Annotated in this window: 22 protein-coding genes and 3 tRNA genes; 5 read left to right on the top strand and 20 right to left on the bottom strand. The window is 39.8% G+C overall.

The genetic code is table 11. From position 1 onward, the window contains the following. Positions 1-33 precede the first annotated feature (33 nt). Genes L5B90_RS04510 through L5B90_RS04520 form a run of 3 tightly spaced genes read left to right on the top strand, consistent with a single transcriptional unit; the run spans position 34 to position 2,429 of the window. The gene (locus L5B90_RS04510; protein ID WP_265762258.1) at positions 34-894 is read left to right on the top strand and encodes an L-ribulose-5-phosphate 3-epimerase; all 861 of its coding nucleotides are present in this window, start codon (positions 34-36) and stop codon (positions 892-894) included. Further along, positions 888-1,583: an L-ribulose-5-phosphate 4-epimerase gene (gene araD, locus L5B90_RS04515; RefSeq protein ID WP_250363909.1), complete on the top strand. Its 696-nt coding sequence runs from the start codon at positions 888-890 to the stop codon at positions 1,581-1,583. Before L5B90_RS04510 ends, araD begins: the two co-directional genes overlap by 7 nt. A 27-nt stretch (positions 1,584-1,610) precedes the next feature. Then, positions 1,611-2,429 carry a pyridoxal phosphatase gene (locus tag L5B90_RS04520; protein WP_265762259.1) on the top strand — a complete coding sequence of 273 codons (819 nt, stop codon included), beginning with the start codon at positions 1,611-1,613 and terminating at the stop codon, positions 2,427-2,429. Between the two features lie 34 nt (positions 2,430-2,463). On the opposite strand, the gene recC is transcribed toward L5B90_RS04520, so the two are convergent. The 18 genes from recC to L5B90_RS04610 form a co-directional block, all read right to left on the bottom strand. Then, positions 2,464-5,868: an exodeoxyribonuclease V subunit gamma gene (recC, locus tag L5B90_RS04525; RefSeq protein ID WP_265762260.1), complete on the bottom strand. Its 3,405-nt coding sequence runs from the start codon at positions 5,866-5,868 to the stop codon at positions 2,464-2,466. Between the two features lie 11 nt (positions 5,869-5,879). Further along, positions 5,880-6,185, bottom strand: a complete 306-nt coding sequence (locus L5B90_RS04530) for a DUF5374 domain-containing protein (protein ID WP_250350881.1) — start codon at positions 6,183-6,185, stop codon at positions 5,880-5,882. Next, a complete protein-coding gene (locus L5B90_RS04535; protein WP_250350882.1) occupies positions 6,166-6,843 on the bottom strand; it encodes a DUF2572 family protein in 678 nt (225 codons plus the stop codon). The genes L5B90_RS04530 and L5B90_RS04535 overlap by 20 nt, the downstream gene beginning before the upstream one ends. Continuing rightward, entirely contained in the window at positions 6,840-7,562 is a 723-nt protein-coding gene (locus tag L5B90_RS04540; RefSeq protein ID WP_265762261.1) for a PulJ/GspJ family protein, read from the bottom strand. The genes L5B90_RS04535 and L5B90_RS04540 overlap by 4 nt, the downstream gene beginning before the upstream one ends. Next, positions 7,563-8,087: a prepilin-type N-terminal cleavage/methylation domain-containing protein gene (locus L5B90_RS04545; protein ID WP_265762262.1), complete on the bottom strand. Its 525-nt coding sequence runs from the start codon at positions 8,085-8,087 to the stop codon at positions 7,563-7,565. It lies immediately after the preceding gene. Between the two features lie 267 nt (positions 8,088-8,354). Beyond that, positions 8,355-8,430 (bottom strand) — tRNA-Lys (locus L5B90_RS04550). A gap of 28 nt (positions 8,431-8,458) precedes the next feature. Then, positions 8,459-8,534: transfer RNA gene (locus L5B90_RS04555), tRNA-Lys, on the bottom strand. Positions 8,535-8,562: 28 nt separating this feature from the next. After that, positions 8,563-8,638 (bottom strand) — tRNA-Lys (locus L5B90_RS04560). A 181-nt stretch (positions 8,639-8,819) separates the two neighbouring features. Beyond that, entirely contained in the window at positions 8,820-9,281 is a 462-nt protein-coding gene (gene pal, locus L5B90_RS04565; protein WP_250350885.1) for a peptidoglycan-associated lipoprotein Pal, read from the bottom strand. A gap of 10 nt (positions 9,282-9,291) precedes the next feature. Continuing rightward, a complete protein-coding gene (tolB, locus tag L5B90_RS04570) occupies positions 9,292-10,599 on the bottom strand; it encodes a Tol-Pal system beta propeller repeat protein TolB (RefSeq protein ID WP_265762263.1) in 1,308 nt (435 codons plus the stop codon). A 39-nt stretch (positions 10,600-10,638) separates the two neighbouring features. Beyond that, complete coding sequence (gene tolA, locus L5B90_RS04575) at positions 10,639-11,853, bottom strand: cell envelope integrity protein TolA (RefSeq protein WP_265762264.1); 1,215 nt, start codon at positions 11,851-11,853, stop codon at positions 10,639-10,641. Positions 11,854-11,869: 16 nt separating this feature from the next. Beyond that, positions 11,870-12,292 (bottom strand): colicin uptake protein TolR, encoded by a 423-nt coding sequence (gene tolR, locus L5B90_RS04580; protein ID WP_250351601.1) that lies wholly within the window; start codon positions 12,290-12,292, stop codon positions 11,870-11,872. Positions 12,293-12,341: 49 nt separating this feature from the next. Next, entirely contained in the window at positions 12,342-13,025 is a 684-nt protein-coding gene (tolQ, locus tag L5B90_RS04585; protein WP_265762265.1) for a protein TolQ, read from the bottom strand. Positions 13,026-13,069: 44 nt separating this feature from the next. Continuing rightward, positions 13,070-13,468 (bottom strand): tol-pal system-associated acyl-CoA thioesterase, encoded by a 399-nt coding sequence (gene ybgC / locus L5B90_RS04590; protein ID WP_250350889.1) that lies wholly within the window; start codon positions 13,466-13,468, stop codon positions 13,070-13,072. 170 nt (positions 13,469-13,638) lie between these two features. After that, a complete protein-coding gene (gene ybgE / locus L5B90_RS04595; protein ID WP_250364130.1) occupies positions 13,639-13,941 on the bottom strand; it encodes a cyd operon protein YbgE in 303 nt (100 codons plus the stop codon). Positions 13,942-13,945: 4 nt separating this feature from the next. Further along, complete coding sequence (locus L5B90_RS04600) at positions 13,946-14,044, bottom strand: cytochrome bd oxidase small subunit, CydX/CbdX family (RefSeq protein ID WP_103853713.1); 99 nt, start codon at positions 14,042-14,044, stop codon at positions 13,946-13,948. A gap of 11 nt (positions 14,045-14,055) precedes the next feature. Continuing rightward, positions 14,056-15,192 carry a cytochrome d ubiquinol oxidase subunit II gene (cydB, locus tag L5B90_RS04605; protein WP_250364129.1) on the bottom strand — a complete coding sequence of 379 codons (1,137 nt, stop codon included), beginning with the start codon at positions 15,190-15,192 and terminating at the stop codon, positions 14,056-14,058. Positions 15,193-15,206: 14 nt separating this feature from the next. Then, positions 15,207-16,772, bottom strand: coding sequence for a cytochrome ubiquinol oxidase subunit I (locus L5B90_RS04610; protein ID WP_250364128.1), 1,566 nt, complete (start codon positions 16,770-16,772; stop codon positions 15,207-15,209). Between the two features lie 427 nt (positions 16,773-17,199). On the opposite strand from L5B90_RS04610, the gene L5B90_RS04615 reads away from it, so the two are divergent. Beyond that, positions 17,200-17,505 (top strand): DUF5339 domain-containing protein, encoded by a 306-nt coding sequence (locus L5B90_RS04615; RefSeq protein ID WP_250351602.1) that lies wholly within the window; start codon positions 17,200-17,202, stop codon positions 17,503-17,505. Positions 17,506-17,568: 63 nt separating this feature from the next. Here the strand turns inward: L5B90_RS04615 and hpt are convergent, their stop codons facing one another. Next, the gene (hpt, locus tag L5B90_RS04620) at positions 17,569-18,111 is read right to left on the bottom strand and encodes a hypoxanthine phosphoribosyltransferase (protein WP_250364127.1); all 543 of its coding nucleotides are present in this window, start codon (positions 18,109-18,111) and stop codon (positions 17,569-17,571) included. A 243-nt stretch (positions 18,112-18,354) separates the two neighbouring features. Further along, complete coding sequence (gene pmbA, locus L5B90_RS04625; protein WP_265762266.1) at positions 18,355-19,704, bottom strand: metalloprotease PmbA; 1,350 nt, start codon at positions 19,702-19,704, stop codon at positions 18,355-18,357. Positions 19,705-19,823: 119 nt separating this feature from the next. Between pmbA and yjgA the strand changes: the two genes are divergently transcribed. Beyond that, positions 19,824-20,357 (top strand): ribosome biogenesis factor YjgA, encoded by a 534-nt coding sequence (yjgA, locus tag L5B90_RS04630; RefSeq protein ID WP_265762267.1) that lies wholly within the window; start codon positions 19,824-19,826, stop codon positions 20,355-20,357. Positions 20,358-20,411 lie beyond the last annotated feature (54 nt).

Raw genomic sequence — 20,411 nt, forward strand, 5'->3', positions numbered from 1 at the left:
AAAAATTACGTAACTTTTTATTAGGACGAAACAATGAGAAAACACAAACTCGGCATTTATGAAAAGGCCCTACCCAAAAACATCAGTTGGCAAGATAGACTTTCCATCGCCAAAGCCTGTGGCTTTGATTTTGTCGAAATCTCCATTGATGAAACAGATGAACGATTGAGCCGATTAGATTGGAGCAAGGCACAACGCCTTGAACTGGTGCAAGCCATTATCAATACGGGCGTAACCATTCCCTCAATGTGCCTTTCAGCCCATCGCCGCTTTCCTTTTGGCAGCCACGATGAAACCATTCGCCAAAAAGCCTATGAGATTATGGAAAAAGCCATTCAGTTGGCGGTAGATGTGGGTATCCGCACCATTCAATTAGCGGGTTATGATGTGTATTACGAAGAACAAGACGAAAGCACGTTAGCACGCTTTCAACAAGGAATGGAATGGGCGGTTGAGTTAGCGGCAAGCAATCAAGTCACACTTGCAATGGAAATTATGGATACCCCCTTTATGAGTTCCATTACCCGCTGGAAAAAATGGGATAACCTCATTCGCTCCCCTTGGTTTACTGTCTATCCTGACCTCGGCAATCTTTCTGCGTGGAATGATAATGTGGTCGAGGAATTACAATTAGGCATCGACAAAATTTCCGCGATTCATTTGAAAGACACCTATAAAGTTACCGAAACCTGCAAAGGGCAATTCCGCGATGTCCCCTTTGGCAAAGGCTACGTAGATTTTGTCACCTGCTTTAAAACCCTTGCCGAGCTAAATTATCGCGGGGCGTTTCTCATTGAAATGTGGACAGAAAAAGCTGATGAACCGATTGAAGAAATCATCAACGCACGCCGTTTTATTGAACAACAAATGCAACAAGGAGGATTCCAATGCTAGCCGAATTACGCGAAAAAGTGTTACACGCCAATCTTGCCCTACCAAAACATCATTTGGTGACCTTTACGTGGGGAAATGTCAGCGAAATAGACCGCACTTCAGGGCTGGTCGCCATTAAGCCATCAGGGGTGGACTATGACAAGATGACGGCAGAGGATATTGTGATTGTCGATGTGCATACAGGGGAACGCGTGTGGGGAAATAAAAAACCGTCTTCAGATACCCCAACTCATCTAGCCCTGTATCGTCAATTTCCTGATATTGGTGGAATCGTACATACCCACTCACGGCACGCCACCATTTGGGCGCAAGCTGGGTTAGATTTAATTGCCGCCGGCACAACCCACGCGGATTATTTTTATGGCAGCATTCCTTGTACGCGAAAAATGACTGACGAAGAAATTAACGGGAATTACGAGCTTGAAACCGGCAATGTGATTGTGGAAACCTTCCGCCAGCGCAAGATTAATGCGAAAGATGTGCCAGCCGTATTAGTCCATTCACACGGACCTTTTGCGTGGGGAAGCGATGCAGAAAATGCGGTGCATAACGCAGTTGTGTTAGAAGAAATTGGCTATATGAATTTATTTAGCCATCAGTTAAATGCAAATTTAACCTCAATGCAACCCGTGTTATTGGATAAACATTATTTGCGTAAACACGGCAAAAATGCGTATTATGGACAGTAGTTATTTATATGTCTAAAGGATAAAAAAATGGATTATAAACTCGTCGCCTTCGATCTCGATGGCACATTATTAAATTCTCAAGGTCAAATTTTATCGCAAAATAAAGACGCGATAAAAAAACTTCAGCAGCAAGGCATTAAAGTATTACTGGTAACAGGGCGACATCATACGGCAGTCATTCCATATTATGTAGAACTGGGTTTAACCACGCCAATTATTTGTTGCAATGGTACCTATGTTTATGATGTGCAAAATGATGAGGTGTTAGCGGCCAATCCGCTTTCACAACAGCAAGCACAACAAATTTATGATACGGCTGCCAAACATCATTGTCATTTGTTAATGTATTCACGCAATGCAATGAATTATGCCGAGCTAAATCCCCATATGGAAAAATTTCTTAAATGGGTCGCAAGTTGTCCTGAGAGTGTACGTCCTTTGGTACGAAAAGTAGAAAGCATTCAAACCGTAATCGATCACGATAAACCAATCTGGAAATGCGTGATTAGCGCACAAAATAAAGAAATTATGAACCAAGTCGTGGCAGAGTTGCCTATTGAACAATTTAGTTGTGAATGGTCTTGGGTCGATCGTGTAGATATCGCCAACGCTGGTAATACTAAAGGAGCGAGATTATTAGAGGTCTTAAAGCAGTGGAACATTGCACCACAGCAGGTGATTGCTTTCGGCGATAACCACAATGACACCAGTATGCTCACCGCAGTAGGACTGGGAGTGGCAATGGGGAATGCGGAAGAAGAAGTAAAACATCAAGCCAAACTGACGACCACAAGTAATGATGAACCGGGCATTGCACAAGTATTAGCCGAACATTTCAAACACTAAAACAAAACCGCTGATCCTCCTCAGCGGTTTCCTTTTATTCACAGCTTGCTAGCATTAACTCAAACCAATCTTGCATTGTATGACTCATTGCAGTCAAATCCAGTTGTGTTAATTCTTGCTCACTTAGCACCCGTTGCCAGTATTTATCTTCTTTCGCATTGTGATAATCATTGCCATAAATACTTTCACGCAATATGGCAAAACACTTTTGTTGAATTGTTCTGGAATCATTTTTGCCTTTTTCATTATTTAGCGCGTTAAAATATTTCTCCAGATTTTCCGTTAGCACTAAGCAAGGAGATTGCTGAGCTTGAACATAAGCCTCAAGGTAGCATTGTAATTGGGTAAGTGCGGTGCTTTTTGGCAAAATTTTAAACCGCACTTGCGCATTTTTAGCATAGCTATGAGAGGGCGCTACATTTTCTTGCGTAGCACATTGCAGTAAATAATAGATCCAATTTTCAATCAGATCTTTATCACGGATTTTCCCTCCTACCCGCCAAGTAACGCGTTCCATTGTGTCGTTAGCAAGGGGATAAAGCTGATTTATTACTCCCGTTAAACGTAGGGTTTGAGTTGGCAAGGTGAAATCCAATTCTGCCACCACACTTTGGCTTTCTTGCTTTAAATATGCCGCGACATCTTTTTTCAGACCAAGAATCGCTTGGCTAAGTTGTTGTGCTTCCACTTGGGCAAAACCGCCTCTTGGCATTACCCCTTTAATTTGTAACTTGTGGAAAAACTGGCTAAACTCATCATCGTTCAGATACAGCAATTGCTGATTAATGGTGTAGCGTTCCAAATTATCGAAATCAAAATTTTCTGTATCCTTTAATGCGTTTTCTTCATTTTTCAAATAAATACCTAAAATCTGTTCCAAGAAAAATTTTATCGGGTGCTGAACAAAAGCAATAAGTTGGCTTAATTCGACATTCTGCACAATATGTCCATTATTCAATGGCTGAATAAAACCTTGCTCTTGCGATGTGATTTTGTTCACTAATGGCAACCATTTATGCGCAAAAGTGCGGTGCTTTTTAGTGAAATTTTTCTCGCTAAAAGCAGTCATTGGATGGTGAATCACCAATTTTTTACGCCAATATTCATTTGGGTCTGCACACGCATCCTCCTCAGGCAAAGGCAAGTTTTCTGCCACATAATCGAGTAATTGATTAACAAGCACGGAAGGTTCTTTTGGTGCATCATCAATCATTGAATGCCCGACATAGCTAAGATAGAAATAATCCTGTGCGGAAACCAATGCTTCAAGGAAAAGATAACGATCATCATCTCGCTTGAAACGATCCCCCTTTTGTTGATTATATTGCATTAGATCAAAGCTATTTGGCGTAGTTTGCCGTGGATATTCCCCTTCATTCATTCCAAGCAAACACACTACACGAAATGGAATGGAGCGCATTGGCAATAAGGTGCAGAAATTCATTTTTCCTGCTAAAAAACGTAAATTATGTGGATTTTCTTGCAAATAGTGGCTCATCACCTCAGCGACAACTTCTGCACCAAGTGATTGATTAAATTGCACATTGATTAAGGGTTCCACAAAAGTTTCAATACAATCTTTGAGATACCATTGGGTTTCTTGGCTCGTTTCGTCAAATTGGAAAAACGTTTCAACAAGCTGGAATAAGGCTTGCTGCCATTGCTCAACGGAATGCTCGCCGCAAAGTGTACGGTACCATTGGTAAAGTTGCTCGATAAATTCTGCCAAATAGGCGGCCAATTGCCCTTTTAGACCATAGCTATTATCAAAACCAAGGCTGTCTTGCCAAATGCCGTTTTCTTCTCGCATTGCGTAGCCCAACAGCATTCGTTCAAGCCCAGCTTTCCACGCATTATAATTTTCTTGTACGCCATCCCGATATTTCTCCAAACCAAAACGAATACCAGAATGCGCCACCCAGTGATGGATATAGGGCAGGTCTTCCAATTCAATATGGAAACGTGTGCGAATGCTTGGAATATCGAGAAAATCCAACACTTCTTGCGCAGTAAAAAGGCTCTCTTTCAAGTTTAGCAATTTGATAAACGCGGAGACAATGACATCATTTTCCGACAATTTATTATCTGAAATCGAAAAGGGAAGATAAGGTTTCCCTTGCTCAAAAACGGCACGAATGTAAGGCGTATATTTATCAATATCCGCCACCATTATGACCACATCTTTTGGTGTAAGCGTTGTATCTTGATTAAATAAGTGCAATAAATAATCTTGCAATGCCTCGACCTCGCGCATTGCGCTATAACAAGCGTGAATTGAAAAAGAAAGATCTTGCGGTTCAAAATGCAGTGGCGCAATACCTGTCGGGGTAAGCGTTAAAATGCGTTGCTGAATTTGGTGTAACAATCCCTCTTTCGACAATTCTACATAAGCATTAATTTCGTTACTTTGCAAATCTGTGAGCAAATAAAGAAAATCTCGCCCTTGTTTTCCCCAAGAAGAAAGTAACGGGTTTCCCACTTGCAACAATTCTTGTTCGGCGGTGTATTCGTGCTGTTTTTGTTCTAGCTGGGCAATTTGCTGATGAGAAAATAATGGGCTAGCCTGTTGGCTTTGGTGATCAATGCGGGATCGCTGTTGTAATTTTCGCCAATATTGGCTATCTACAATATCTCCCCAATACTCACGACAAGGATTAGTGAAGAATAAATGCACATCACAAAATGCACTAATGCCGTTAAGAATTTCTAGGTACACTTTTGGCAACGCTGAGATCCCAAAAACAAAAATGCGTTTAGGCAGTTTCACAGGCATTTTCTGTTGCAATAGCTGGAGAAATTGTTGGTGTAAATGCGCTCGGTGCCAAACGTCTTCATTGCCATTTTGCTGTTGAATTTCCGCCACTAAAGCACGCCATAAAATGCCTTGCCATTCGATATGCTGTGCAATTTGAGTCACCAACTGGGGTTTATCTGTACTTTTCTGCGTAGCAATTTGTTGAGCGATCGTGCGATCTTCCTTTTTTTCCCACGCACTGATCCAATCTGGACGATACACCAAATATTGATCAAATAAATCTGCGATTTTTTCCGCTAATTGATATAACTTTTGTTGTGCCGATTGAGGTGCCGTATTCAGATAATCACGTAATGGTGCAAAGGCAGGTTGGGATAAATATTGTGGGATCAATCGCATCAAACGCCATACAATCTGCTCTTTAGCAAATTGATTTTGCTGTGTAATATTAAACAAATTATCGCGATAAAGTTGCCAAATAAAGGTGGCTGGCATAGGAAATTGCAAGTTCGCTGAAATCCCTTGCTTTTCGGCAATTTGCCATTGTAACCACTGCGCCATTCCCGGGCTTTGCACTAAAATAATTTCCGATTGTAGCGGATCATTCAATGGCATTGTCTTGATTAAATGCAACAGAATATCTTTTTGTGTTTCAAGCAAATTGGAATAATAAACGGTTAGCACAGAATTTCCTTTTATAAATTGGTTTCCCCTGTGGGATAACGCACAGTTACCTTATTTTCGTGACAATTAAGATGAAAAATAAGCTGATTTTGCTCAATGTGAGTTTGACAGCTCAGCCCCATAAACAGACGTTGTTGCTGATTATGTGCAATAGAAATGGCTTGTAAATCTTGATAAATTTTCACCGCACTTTGCCGTTGATAAGCGAGCCATTGATTAATGGACAGAAAAATACCACTAAATAGCGTTAAAGTCATCAGCAAAGCAAGCAAATTCATTCCTTGATATTTTAACGGCCTATAAAGACTCAAAATCATACCAGCTCCTTTTTGCTAAGCGCCAAAAGCGATATGCCTGAACCACGTCTTGCAGCGTTTGCTTGTTGTAAACCAATTTCACATTCTCCCCTTGATATAACTGTCCTTGCGTAATCACCGCACCGCGCAGTTCCCCTTTACCTGATAAGATTAAATCACCTTCGGCGACAACGACGGCATAAATATTGCCATTGATCTCCCAATGCTTTTCTTGCTCGGAAAACCAGTAGAGTGGATAGTTGCCAATATTCCCTTGCGATAAAAACCTTGCAAACAGCGGCGTGATCGCAGGATCAAAATAATGTGAAAATTCCCCCGCATTGATGCCGCGACTTGGCATTCTTTGAAATAGGCTCACTCGCTCACACCAAGCAAAATGGGAAGAAGAATCAGAAGTGCGGTGATTTTTCAGCGTATTTTTAAATTCAAGACGATAAACAGAATGGCTATAATCTAAAGGTAATTTTTCACATTCTTGATCCAAATTTTGTCTGCTGATTGGCAACAGTACGGCATCATTTTGTACATAAAATTTTTGCTGTGCGTTCATTGCGCGATAAAAATGCAGTTCCTCTTGGTTAAACCACATTGTAATCATCAAGAATGAGCTAAGCAGTAATAATAACGTCAGGGTAACCATACCTTTTTGCGCGTTCATTCTGTACCGCCTTGATTAAGCAAGGGAATCACTACTTGGCTTTCATATTCAATATGCGGTTGTTGCGTCAATTGCCCTTTTAAATATGCCGTAAGCAATACGGGTTCTTTTAGCCATTGCAAAGAAAAATCCGTTATTGCTATTTTATGGTCATCAAATAAATCTACCCAACCGCCTCTCTCACAAGCTGGCTGTTGCAAGTAGCCTTGGCACTCTTCTTTTGCACATTTTTGCTTAACGGTATTTTTATAAGTCAAACGTGTTTCTAGCATTTTATGTTTTAAACGATAACCGAATAACTCACGCTCAATTTCTTTTGTCCGATTTTTGCCATTTTCACGACATAGCCCCTTGGTATAAGTGGAACCAATACAGCCTGAATTATCCAAATCATAGAAAAATAACACACAGCTATTCGGTTTTTCCCCTGCAGATTGGCTAAGTACTAAGCTTGTGCCTCGTTCATCTTGCTCAAACAAGGCGAAATTGTCCACTTTACGTTTTTCAACTGCGGCACGAAATCCGGTTCGGCGTAAATCTTTGCTAATTAACTGCAACGTTCTTTCTATCTCTGCTTGTAAAAACAGACGCGCATTCATTTGCTGAATTTGCCATTGACTATGTTGATAAAATTTCACCATGCCAATCAGTAATAAGCTGGATATTCCCAACGCTGACATTAAACCGAATAAACTTTGTCCTTTTAAATAACCTTTCATCTAAGGTTCTCCGCAAGCACTGAGTGAATTTACTGGTTTGAGTTTCAGACTACCCACATTAAAAAAAGAAAATAAGGTTTTTACCTGCCCAGCTTGCAATAAAAAACAATCAGATTGAATCGTATTACGGATACCGCTGATTCTTGCCATCTCTTGTGGAAAATAATGTTTACTGCTAATCATTGTTTTTGTTGGAAACAATGGTTGATAAATATTCGCCATTAGTTCTTCTGCACATAAGTGCGGTTGTAAACAATTGCATATTTTTTTACTTTTAACTTGTGCAACAATGCACCATTTCTGGCTTACTAACTCTCGATTCGCCACTAAAAACCATACTTGATTAGAATTTTCTACTCGCCGTTGAATTGTACGCAAAAATAAATATAAGCGTTGTTGTTCTTTGCCTAGCAGCCATTGCTCCTGATGCTGTTGCCATACAGGTAAAGCCATAAGCAATAACAAACTAGAAATCAATAACACGATAAGCGATTCTAATAAGGTGAAACCTTTCATTTTATCCATAATAAAAACGCTGATTTTTTCAACCGCACTTTGTTTATCTTATATTTTTTCAACAATATTTCTTTGTAAGAATTGTTTTCGTTACATTGCTTTTAATGCACTAGGCAAAGCCTAACAAACACGGTGCTTTTTTAATAGGGAATGAGCAAATTTTTGGAATCAAGATCGCAAAAATAATGAGAAAATAAAATGAAGGATAAACGGTCTAATCAATAAAACATAACAAGGAAAAAAATGATTTTTTAATTTAATAGGGAAATTGACGATTGGTGGGTCGTGAAGGATTCGAACCTTCGACCAACGGATTAAAAGTCCGCTGCTCTACCGACTGAGCTAACGACCCTAAGTACATTTAGGTAGTTATATTTGATTGGTGGGTCGTGAAGGATTCGAACCTTCGACCAACGGATTAAAAGTCCGCTGCTCTACCGACTGAGCTAACGACCCTAAATATATTTAGGCAGTTACGTTTGATTGGTGGGTCGTGAAGGATTCGAACCTTCGACCAACGGATTAAAAGTCCGCTGCTCTACCGACTGAGCTAACGACCCGAATAGGTATCATTGCGTAACGGAGGCTTATGATACTGTTTTTATTTTAATAATCAATAAAAATTTTTAAATTTTTGTTTGTTTGAACGAATAACCAACAAATCGAAACAAAAGAGCTATAGTGAATAGCAGAAAATAAAAAAGCCAAGCATAAGACTTGGCTTTTTTATTATAAATAATATTAGTATGCTAATACAGCACGACGGTTTTTCGCATAAGCTGCTTCAGTGTGGCCTAACTCAGCTGGTTTTTCTTCACCGTAAGAAACAGTTGAAACTTGACCTGCTTGAACACCTTTAGCAGATAAATAGTTTGCTACTGCGTCAGCACGACGTTGACCTAATGCAATGTTATACTCTGGTGTACCACGTTCGTCAGTGTTACCTTCAACTAATACTTTAGATGCTGGCGTTGCTGTTAAATATGCCGCGTGAGCATCTAAGATTTGTTGATATTCACCTTCGATGTTGTATTTATCGAATGCGAAGTAAACGGTGTTATAACGTTGTTGTAAATCTTGAACTGAGTAACCGCCAAAAGTTTGGGCAGTTGTTTCTGCAGCACTTTCATTTTTTGAAGAGCTACAAGCTGCTAATACAGCTACTGAGCCAGCTACAACTAATAATTTTGCAAAGTTTTTCATTAACTTTCTCCTAGTTTTTAGTTAAATATGGGGACCAAGCTGGAAATTTAACTTGCCCATCACTTCCCGGTAGGCGTGCTTTAAAACGCCCATCAGCAGAAACTAATTGTAGCACCTTTCCTAACCCTTGTGTAGAGCTATAAATAATCATAATTCCGTTTGGAGAGATGCTTGGACTTTCATCTAAGAAAGTCGAACTTAACATTTCGGTTTCACCTGTCGCAAGATCTTTTTTCATAATATGATCTGCGGCAATCATAATTAATGTACTGCCATCAGCAGAAATTTGTCCACTATAGGTGCGTCCTCCTGAGCTTAATAAGGTCGCGCCGCCACCATTTGCACTCATTTGATACACTTGTGGGGAACCGGCTCTATCAGAGGTAAAAATGATAGATTGTCCATTAGGCGACCACGCAGGTTCGGTGTTATTCCCTGAACCACTAGTTAATTGTGAAACACTACCGCTGGCTAAATTCATCACATAGATATTTAAAACGCCATCTTTTGATGAAGCAAAGGCTAATCTTGAACCATCAGGAGAAAACGCAGGAGCGCCATTATGTCCTTTAAATGAAGCTACTACACGGCGTGCGCCTGAACGTAAATCTTGCACAACAAGTTGAGATTTACGATTTTCAAAAGAAACATAAGCGAGCTTATTCCCATCGGGTGACCAAGCAGGCGACATCAATGGCTGTGAACTTTGGGTAACAATAAATTGATTATGTCCATCATAATCGGCAACACGTACTTGATAAGGTTTAGAACCGCCATTTTTTTGTACAACATAAGCAATTTTGGTTCTAAATGCACCACGAATACCCGTCAGTTTTTCAAAGACTTCATCGCTTACAGTATGTGCGCCTAAACGAATTGCACTGGCTGGAACAGCATATTGATTTTGTGCTAATACAGCCCCGGCATTACCTGATGCGCCAATCGTATCAACAAGTTGATAAGCAATGCTATATCCATTGCCATTTGGCGTAACTTGCCCAACAACAATGGCATCAATGCCTAAAGATGACCACGCATCAGGAGTAACCTCTGAGGCAGAAGTGGGTTGTTGTGGCATTCTTGATGCTGGAATTGGATTGAATTTGCCACTGTTGCGTAGATCTGCTGAAATAATTTCAGCTACATCTGTTGGCATTGACCCAGCACCATTCCATTTGAATGGTACGACGGCGATAGGACGCGCCCCATCCACCCCTTCATCAATAACGATTCGGACTTCATCATCAGCAAGTGCTGTATTTGCTAATAATATCCATAACATCGTTAATAATTGTGTTATACGAATAATCATTTTCATTTAATTCACCTTAGGTTTAATTATTGACCTAGTCGCCGATCATTTTAGATCAAAATCAATGATTGGCGTTCTATATTTATTATAAATTGCATCTGATGGTGCAGCCGGCACTTTTTTAGTTCTCGCCACCGCACTCATTGCTGCAGAACAAATATCATCAGGACCTGAAATCCGTTGATAATTTGAAATAGTCCCATCACGCTCTAACTGGATCTTAATACGGCAGGTTTTACCGGCGAAACTCGGATCTTTTAAGAAACGGCGCTGAATTTCTTTCTTAATTACGCCTGCATAGCGATCGCCTACCTTACCGCCATCACCAGCACCTAAACCGGCTCCGTTGCCTTGACTTCCTTTTTTATTGGCGTTGCCACCCACTTTAGCACTGCCGCCACCAATATCACCGCCATTGATGAAGTCATCTAGTGCAGATTGTTGTGCGCGACGTTTATCTGCTTCCGCTTTGGCTTTTGCTTCTGCTTTAGCTTTATCTGCTTTTGCCTTAGCCTCCGCTTTTGCTTTAGCATCAGCGTCTGCTTTCGCTTTAGCCGCAGCATCAGCCTTTGCCTTTTCGGCTTTCGCTTTTTGCTCTGCATCTGCTTTTGCTTTAGCCTCAGCCGCCGCTTTTTCCGCTTTTAACTTTGCCTCTTTTTCGGCTTGTTCCTTCGCTTTTTTGACTTGCTCAGCGGCTTTTGCTTTTGCTTCTTCTTCCGCTTTTTTGGCTTGTGCAGCTAAACGTTTTGCTTCAGCCTCGGCTTTCAGCTTCGCTGCTTCGGCTTCTTGTTTCGCTTTAGCTTCTAGTTGCTTCTGCTTTTCTAATGCGATGCGTGCTTGTTCTTCGCGTTGTCTTTGTTGCTCAGCCAGCTGTTCTTGCTGTTTTTTCAGTTCAAGCTGTCTTTGACGCTCTTGCTCACGCTGTTTTTCAAGCTGCTTTTGGCGTTCCAATTCTTGCTGACGCTTTTGTTCTTCTAGTTGTGCTTGTTTTTGCTCTTGTGGATCAGGTTCTTTTTGCTGTGGTTGAGTGGGTTTATCCACTTGACCTTTTTTCTGTTGTTGCAAACGTCCCCATTCCTGTGCAGCAGATCCCGTATCGACCATAACAGCACTGATGACATCGCCATCACCTTCACCGCCCCCCATTATTTCCACTTTGTAATAAAGCGAGCCAAGAATTAACAAGCCAAATAGAATAATGTGCAGAATAATTGAAATGGCAAATGCACCAATTCCGTTATTTCGTTGATTATTACGCACAATAGACCTACTTACCTTAAATTGGGTTTGTCATTAATCCAACAGATTTTATGCCTGCTAGATGCAGTAAATTGAGTGCTTTAATCACTTCTTCATAAGGCACATCTTTCGCTCCGCCAACCAAGAACATTGTGTTGCTGTCTTTATCATATTCTTGTTTAGCCATTTGGGTAACCATTTCCTCTGTGAGGTTTTCACTGCGTTCGCCACCAATGGAAAGGCTATATTGCCCAATACCCGAGACTTCTAAAATAACGGGGACTTTATCCTCATTAGACACGGATTGACTTTCTACCGCATCAGGTAATTCCACTTGCACACTTTGTGAAATAATCGGCGCTGTTGCCATAAAAATAAGCAACAGCACTAATAACACATCTAAAAATGGCACTATATTGATTTCAGATTTTATATCACGACGTTTACGACGATAAGACATCATTGCCTCTAAAAACTTTACTAAAAATTACCGCACTTTGTGCGACAGACTATTGATGACGACCAAAAACTTGACGATGCAAGATGGTAGTAAATTCATCAATAAAGTTACCATAATTTTGCTCAAGTTTATTCACGCGTAAACTTAAACGGTTATACGCCATCACCGCAGGAATAGCAGCAAATAAACCAATTGCTGTTGCAATCAAGGCTTCGGCGATGCCCGGTGCGACCATTTGTAAGGTCGCTTGTTTTGCACCACTTAATGCCATAAAGGCGTGCATAATTCCCCAAACCGTACCAAATAAGCCGATATATGGACTGATTGATGCGACGGTTGCCAAAAATGGAACACGTGTTTCCACATCTTCAATTTCACGGTTCATTGCTAAATTCATTGCACGGGTGCTACCTTGAATAATGGCTTCTGGCACATCTGGATTCGCTTGTTTTAAGCGAGAAAACTCTTTAAACCCTACATAGAAAATTTGTTCGCTGCCTGTTAGTCCATCGCGGCGATTAGATAATCCGTCATATAATTTATTTAATTCTTCACCAGACCAAAAGCGATCTTCAAAGGTTGTTGAATCTTTTAACGCTTTTGTCAATATACGGCTACGTTGAATAATGATTGCCCAAGACATAATAGAAAATGCAATCAATATTACAATTACAATTTGAACCACAATACTGGCTTTTAAAAATAATTCCAAAAAGTTCAATTCACTGGTCATTTATCTTGCTCCAAGAAAGAGAATAAAAATAGGCGAGTACCTATTTACACTTTAAATGCTGCTTTAATTTCCTGAGGAATCGCAGCGGGTTTCATTTTTGTGAGATCTACACACGCTACTTTGACTTCAGCGCTGCAAATCAGTACATCATTGCGTTTTATTTGCTGCAAAAACAAAATTGTTGCGCCTTTAATCGCACTTACTTCTGTTTCCACTGTTAATAAATCATCTAGCTTTGCAGCAAGACGATAATCAATCTGCATTGTTTTGACAACAAAGGCTAAATTATGTTCCTCAAGCAATGTCTGTTGAGAAAACCCTAATGCACGTAGATAATCGGTTCTGGCTCGCTCAAAAAAATGCAGATAGCGAGCGTGGTAAACAACACCACCAGCATCGGTATCTTCATAATAAACGCGTACGGGTAAAGAAAATCTTTGCATATATGGGCAAACCTGAGTTTGTTTAATCGTTCTTTTTTAATACAGAAAATTGCGCGTATTGTAGAGAGCTTAATCAGGATTAGCAAGAAATAAAGTGCGGTGCAAATTAAAAAGATTTTTACTTTATTTGTTAATATAAAAAAATTTGGCAAAAAAACACCGCACTTTAATTAATGAGAGAAAGCTGGCAAAAGGAAATTGTAGATTAAAGCAACAATTCCGACGACATAACCAATATAAGGAAAAAATAAAAGTTTCCAAATGGTCGCCCGAATTTCAAACCCAATGCCGTGAATCCATAAAATAACCGTTGCCCACAAAATAAACATTACCCAAATAGGTGCTGTCGTTCTTAATTGTGTGACAAATCCATTGATATTAAAGAAAAAACAGAGGGTTAATGCGATAGCCAAGATCAACGAAAGGGCTCGCCAAGAGCCCTTATTTACTAAATGATACGCTTTATTAATCATTGACTTACTCGTCAAACTTACCTGTTTTTTCAATGCCAATGGTGATCACTGCACTTAGCATTATGGCAAACAAGACACCCACTACCCATAAAACATAAAACATAATTTCGCTCCTTAGTATAATGAGTTTTTGTTGTCTTCGATGAAATCACTGTCCAAACGACCAAACATTTTGATATATGACCAAATGGTATAAGACAATAAGATCACCACAAACACTAATGCAAAACCAAACATTAAGGTTAAGGTTAATTCGCTTGATGTGGAATCCCACATTAATAGGCTCATATCAGGGTGAGAGCTTGATGGCATTACAAATGGGAACATTGCTACACCACAAGTTAAGATCACACCAGCCATAGTTAATGATGAGAATAAGAAGGCAAATCCACAACGGTTTGCTTTCGATGCCAATACATTTAATAATGCACCACCTACTGCTAGAGCAGGGAAGATGAACAATACTGGAGCATCAAAATAATTTTTAAACCAAGCACTTGCCTCAACCGCAACCTGTTTATTCAATGGCGATGATGGGGCATTGTGATCAATCACACTGGTTACCACATAGCCGTCTTTAAAGTACAACCATACCCCTGCTAACACAAAGGTAATTAAGGTTACCATTGCACCCACTTGGGTAATCACTCTTGCACGCTCACGCAATTCAGAAGTGGTTTTTAATTGTAACCACGCTCCACCTTGGGTAATAAGCATTGACAAGCTGATTAAACCACAAAGTAATGCAAATGGGTTTAATAATTCAAAGAATGATCCAGTGTAGAAAATTTGTTGCATATCATTGAAGTAGAATGGTACGCCTTGCAACAAGTTACCAAAAGCCACACCAAATACAACGGATGGCACAAATCCACCAATGAATAAGCCCCAATCCCAAGCCTTACGCCATACAGGATTATCAATTTTCGCGCGATATTCTAATCCAACTGGGCGGAAGAATAATGCGGCTAATACTAAAATCATTGCAATAAAGAAACCAGAAAATGAGGTTGCATAAACAATTGGCCAAGCCGCAAACATTGCGCCGCCAGCCGTTAATAACCACACTTGGTTTCCGTCCCAGTGGGGAGCGATTGAGTTGATCATAATACGTTTTTCCACTTCTTTTTTACCCGCAAAAGGAAGAAGGGTTAAAACGCCCATATCAAATCCATCGGTTACTACGAAACCAATCAGTAATACACCAACGAGAACCCACCAAGCAAAACGTAGAAATTCGTAATCAATCATAGTTAGGCTCCTGCTTATTTAGATGATTGTTCAAAATAGTAACGACCTGTTTTTAATGCACTCGGACCAAGACGAGCATATTTAAACATTAAATACATTTCTACTACTAAGAAGATTGTGTAAAGTGCGCAAATTAAACCAATTGAGAACCAAAGATCGCCTTTAGTCAAATTCGAGGCCGCTACACCAACTGGTAACATATCATAAACTGCCCAAGGCTGACGACCGTATTCCGCTAAAAACCACCCACTTTCAATTGCAAACCACGGTAATGGAAGTCCCCATAATATGGCTTTTAACAATAATGGGCTACGGCCAACGGTTTTACGTACGTTTTGTACGACAGCGGCAAGCATTAGAAGGAGAATTAAACCGCCTGATGCCATCATTACACGGAATGACCAGAACGTTGGCCCAACTTTTGGCACTGTATCTGCAACAGCTTGTTTGATTTGTTCTTCTGTCGCATCAACCACTTTATCTGTATAACGTTTTAACAATAAGCCATAGCCTAAATCATTACGTACAGCATTGAATTGTGCTTTGGTTTCTTCATTAACTTGGCCTGTCGCCTTTTTCTCTGCTCTTAATTTCTCAAGTAAATCATAAGCGATCATACCTTGGCGTACACGTTGTTCATTTTTCTCAACGATGTCATTGATCCCTGCAAAGGTTTTATCAAAAGAGCGGGTTACGATAATTCCAGCGGCATAAGGAATTTGTAAGGCAAAATCATTGCGTTTTTCAGCTTGATTTGGAATAACAATCGCATTCCAACTTGCTGGAGCCGGTTCAGTATGCCATTCCCCTTCCATCGCAGCTAATTTCATTGGTTGTTTTTGACCAATTTCATAACCAGATTCATCACCCATAATTAACACCGACACAACAGCAATCATACCGAATACCGATGCGACAGAGAAAGAACGCTTCGCAAAGCCAATATCACGACCTTTTAAGATGTAATAGGCGCTAATAGCTAACACAAAGAATGCACCAGATACATAGCCAGCTGATAAAGTATGTAAGAATTTACTTTGTGCAACAGGGTTCAACCAAAGTTCCATAAAGCTGGTCATTTCCATTCGCATTGTTTCAAAATTAAATTCTGAACCAACAGGAGATTGCATCCAACCATTTGCTACTAAGATCCACATTGCAGAGAGGTTAGAACCAAAGGCAACACAGTAAGTTGCAAGTAAATGCTTACCTTTTGATAAACGATCCCAGCCAAAGAAAAATAATCCGACAAACGTGGATTCTAAGAAGAAGGCTAAGAGTGCTTCAATTGCCAATGGCGCACCAAAAATATCGCCTACATAGTGGGAATAATATGACCAGTTAGTCCCAAACTGGAATTCCATTGTAATACCAGTTGTTACCCCAAGAGCAAAGTTAATACCAAATAACTTACCCCAGAATTTTGTCATATCTTTGTAAACTTCTTTGCCTGTTGCCACGTATAAGGTTTCCATTATTACCAGAACAAAAGATAAACCTAACGTTAATGGCACAAACAAAAAGTGATATAACGCAGTTAAAGCAAACTGCAATCTAGAGAGTTCAACAACGTCTAACATCTCAACTCCTTGTAAATGCTACAAGTTCTTCATTAATGATTACTTTGTAACCACCCCAATTTCTTAAAGGATTGCCCTTAAGCTCAATTAATTGAATTATCTTCAACAGTAACTATCCAGATAACTCAAGATCGGTATGTATTCTACTACTAAAAGTGTGGATAAAAAATAGCAAATAATGTAACACCGATCACATTTTTTAGATTTACATCAAAAATAAACCCATAGAAAGTATGCGTTTTTTTGACAGGGTTCAAATTATAGTTTCTCTTAACATTTTTACAACAAGAATTGTGTGTTGCCTCGCAAAATAGAATAAAAAACGATGAATAACTAGACTTTCCTCCCAGATTTTGCTAACTTTCGCAAAGCTCATTTTTTATTATATGTTTACAGATTTGAAAATAAGGGAGTTTTAATGAAAATAATGAAGGGAATGATGTTGGTAGCAACACTGGCTGTAACCGCATTGATGAGCGTTTCAATTTCAGCAGCGCCACAACAAACAGAAAAAAATATCCTCCCTCAGCAATGCGCTAAACTCTTCAAAGAAACAGAAAACCTCATTGCTGAAGCGGAAAAACAACCAGGTACACACACTCAGTTGAATAAAATTAAGAGTAAACTAAATCAAAGTAAAAAGCAGATCCTTGAAATGGAACTTGCAACCCAAATGAAAAGTTGTGATGCGGCACTAGCGAGACTTGCCTCTAAACAACAAAATACACTTTAATAACATTAATAATTAAAAAGGCTTGTTACAAAACAAGCCTTTTATGTTATCTCAGATAGCCGTTTATTCTTCCTGCAAAACCACTTTGCCAATATAGCCCAAATTCCGATAACGTTGTGCATAATCAATGCCATAGCCCACAACAAACTCATCAGGAATAGTGAACCCCACCCAATCTACTGGCACTTCCACTTCACGGCGTGAAGGTTTATCCAATAGCGTACAGATACGTAATGACGCAGGATCACGCAGTTTTAGCATTTCACGCACTTTTTGCAGGGTGTAACCGGTATCAATAATATCTTCTACAATGAGAACCTGTTCGTTACGAATATCGCCATCAAGATCCTTGCTAATTTTCACATCGTGATTGGTTGTCATTCCACTACCATAGCTTGTCGTGGTCATAAATTCTACTTCCACAGGTAAATCAATTTCACGTACCAAATCAGCCATAAACATAAATGAGCCACGTAGCAAACCAACCACAATCAACTTTTCCACTTGTTGCTGATGGTAATATTGAGTAATCTCGCGCCCCAATTCACCAATTCTAGTACGCACATCTTGTTCCGAAATCATCACATCTACATAGTGTTTTTTCATTATTAATTTACCTTTAAGCACCCAATGGCACAAATGATCGAGTTAAAAACGGCGAAATTGTAGCAAAAAAAAGGCCGAGATATAAGTCTCAGTCTTTTAAATACCCTAACGAATTTACTTTCTACTCTACTTGTTTGGAGCATCTTAAAAATGAATGATCATTTTTAATAACAATACTTAACAAACAGGGGCATTTTAACAAACTAAAAAACAATGTCAATAAGAATAATTCTCATTTGTAAATTAATTTCCTGATACTTTCATTCTTTCTAACAAAATCGACCCTGTTTGAATATTAGAGCGGTGTTCCACATCATCTGCCACTGCGATAATTTGCTTAAACATTTCAGGGAGCAAGCCAGCAATAGTAATTTCTGCCACAGGATACTGAATTTCCCCCTTTTCAACCCAAAAACCTGATGCACCACGAGAGTAATCACCCGTGACTAAATTTACCCCTTGCCCCATTAAATCCGTAACAAGTAAGCCTGTTCCCATTTCTTTCAAGAGTGCGGGTAAACCACCTTGCAAATTCGGGGTTACTTGCCAATTATGAATACCGCCAGCGTGTCCTGTACTTTGCATACCAAGTTTTCGTCCACTGTAACTGGTTAATAAATAGGTTTGCAAAATACCTTGCTCAATGATTTCCCTATCTCGGGTTCGCACCCCCTCACTATCAAAAGGAGAGGAGGCCAATTTACCGATTAAATGTGGGCGCTCACTAATGTGAAACCAATCTGGCAAAATAGGTTTTCCTAAAGCATCTAACAAAAAGCTCGCTTTGCGATATAAACTGCCACCACTAATCGCCGCCGTTAAATGGCTAATCAGCCCTGTGGCGACATCATTTAGAAAGATCACTGGCACTTCTTGGGTCGCAATTTTTTGTGGATTGAGGCGTGATAAGGCTTTTTTCGCCGCATTTTCACCCACCCAAGCGGGATTTTCTAATTTATCGGGGTAACGCGAAACCGTATATTCGTAATCACGCTCAAGCTGATCATTGTCAGCGGCGATCATTGAACAAGAAAGGGAATAACGACTAGACAAATAGCTTTGTAACATTCCATAACTATTACCATACACTCGCACACCTGTATGAGAATTAAAAGCAGCGCCTTCACTATTTACAATGCGTTCATCATAATCTAACGCCGCTTTTTCCACCTGTAACGCTAACGCAGCCGCCTGATCCACATCAATTTCAGCAGGATGATAAAGAGATAAATCTGGTGCCTCAAACGCCATTAAATCGCGATCAGCCAAACCGGCACAATCATCAGGTGAGGTATATTTCGCAATGGCAAGCGCTGCTTCCACGGCATTTTTTATTGCCACAGGGCTTAAATCCGAAGTGGAAGCGTTGCCTTTTTGTTGTCCTAAATAAACCGAAATGCCCAATGCGCCATCATTATTAAATTCCACATTTTCAATTTCTTGCAAACGCGTGGAAACAGAAAGCCCATTTACTTTGGTCACAGCGACTTCAGCACTAGCCCCAGCTTTTTTTGCAATATCAATGGCATAACTTACAGCCTCACGTAATTCTTGCTCTTGCTGTTTTAAAAGTGCGGTGGAATTTTGTTGCATTTTTTTAACCTCTTATCCAAATTTGCCGTATTTTATCCCATTTTCCCTTATCTCGCTAATTTAGACGAAATTATGCTACACTAACGGCTATTTAATGCATTTCGATTTAGGAAACCCTTATGGCAAAACGTAAGAAAGAACAATTTGATTGGGAAGATGACGAACAAGAAGAGATTATTTGGGTAAGTAAAAGTGAAATAAAACGCGACGCAGAAGCGTTAAAACAGCTTGGTGAAAAATTAGTGAATCTGACTAAAACAAACTTGGAAAAAATACCGCTGGAAGAAAATATTCTCGATGCGATTGAACTTGCCCAACGTTTACAAAAAGAAGCCAAGCGTCGCCAATTACAATATATTGGCAAACTGCTACGCCAGATTGATACCACGGCTATTCAAGAAGCGTTGGATAAAATAGAAAATAAGCACAACCATCAACAAGCCTTACTACACAAATTAGAATTATTGCGTGATGAACTTATCATCAAAGGGGATGAAGTATTAGGCGACGTCCTGAATGATTATCCTAATGCAGATCGCCAGCATTTGCGTAACTTAATCCGTGCCGCTCAAAAAGAAAAAGCACAAAACAAACCACCAAAAGCCTATCGTGAACTCTTTCAATACTTAAAAGAATTAGCGATTGAGGAATAATTTCGAATATCTCAATAAAAATGGCACGTTAATGTGCCATTTTAGTTTCGGATG

Source organism: Avibacterium sp. 20-129 (genome assembly GCF_026226845.1).
Classification (GTDB): Bacteria; Pseudomonadota; Gammaproteobacteria; order Enterobacterales; family Pasteurellaceae; genus Avibacterium.

What these genes read in the sequence shown, in the direction of transcription:
- yjgA (WP_265762267.1), top strand. Translation starts at nt 19,824, where the DNA reads ATGGCAAAACGTAAGAAAGAACAATTTGATTGGGAAGATGACGAACAA.
- L5B90_RS04545 (WP_265762262.1), bottom strand. Translation starts at nt 8,087, where the DNA reads ATGGATAAAATGAAAGGTTTCACCTTATTAGAATCGCTTATCGTGTTA.
- L5B90_RS04510 (WP_265762258.1), top strand. Translation starts at nt 34, where the DNA reads ATGAGAAAACACAAACTCGGCATTTATGAAAAGGCCCTACCCAAAAAC.
- tolQ (WP_265762265.1), bottom strand. Translation starts at nt 13,025, where the DNA reads ATGACCAGTGAATTGAACTTTTTGGAATTATTTTTAAAAGCCAGTATT.
- tolB (WP_265762263.1), bottom strand. Translation starts at nt 10,599, where the DNA reads ATGAAAATGATTATTCGTATAACACAATTATTAACGATGTTATGGATA.
- araD (WP_250363909.1), top strand. Translation starts at nt 888, where the DNA reads ATGCTAGCCGAATTACGCGAAAAAGTGTTACACGCCAATCTTGCCCTA.
- L5B90_RS04615 (WP_250351602.1), top strand. Translation starts at nt 17,200, where the DNA reads ATGAAGGGAATGATGTTGGTAGCAACACTGGCTGTAACCGCATTGATG.
- cydB (WP_250364129.1), bottom strand. Translation starts at nt 15,192, where the DNA reads ATGATTGATTACGAATTTCTACGTTTTGCTTGGTGGGTTCTCGTTGGT.
- L5B90_RS04530 (WP_250350881.1), bottom strand. Translation starts at nt 6,185, where the DNA reads ATGATTTTGAGTCTTTATAGGCCGTTAAAATATCAAGGAATGAATTTG.
- L5B90_RS04610 (WP_250364128.1), bottom strand. Translation starts at nt 16,772, where the DNA reads ATGTTAGACGTTGTTGAACTCTCTAGATTGCAGTTTGCTTTAACTGCG.
- pal (WP_250350885.1), bottom strand. Translation starts at nt 9,281, where the DNA reads ATGAAAAACTTTGCAAAATTATTAGTTGTAGCTGGCTCAGTAGCTGTA.
- ybgC (WP_250350889.1), bottom strand. Translation starts at nt 13,468, where the DNA reads ATGCAAAGATTTTCTTTACCCGTACGCGTTTATTATGAAGATACCGAT.
- ybgE (WP_250364130.1), bottom strand. Translation starts at nt 13,941, where the DNA reads ATGATTAATAAAGCGTATCATTTAGTAAATAAGGGCTCTTGGCGAGCC.
- L5B90_RS04535 (WP_250350882.1), bottom strand. Translation starts at nt 6,843, where the DNA reads ATGAACGCGCAAAAAGGTATGGTTACCCTGACGTTATTATTACTGCTT.
- hpt (WP_250364127.1), bottom strand. Translation starts at nt 18,111, where the DNA reads ATGAAAAAACACTATGTAGATGTGATGATTTCGGAACAAGATGTGCGT.
- L5B90_RS04540 (WP_265762261.1), bottom strand. Translation starts at nt 7,562, where the DNA reads ATGAAAGGTTATTTAAAAGGACAAAGTTTATTCGGTTTAATGTCAGCG.
- L5B90_RS04520 (WP_265762259.1), top strand. Translation starts at nt 1,611, where the DNA reads ATGGATTATAAACTCGTCGCCTTCGATCTCGATGGCACATTATTAAAT.
- pmbA (WP_265762266.1), bottom strand. Translation starts at nt 19,704, where the DNA reads ATGCAACAAAATTCCACCGCACTTTTAAAACAGCAAGAGCAAGAATTA.
- tolR (WP_250351601.1), bottom strand. Translation starts at nt 12,292, where the DNA reads ATGTCTTATCGTCGTAAACGTCGTGATATAAAATCTGAAATCAATATA.
- L5B90_RS04600 (WP_103853713.1), bottom strand. Translation starts at nt 14,044, where the DNA reads ATGTTTTATGTTTTATGGGTAGTGGGTGTCTTGTTTGCCATAATGCTA.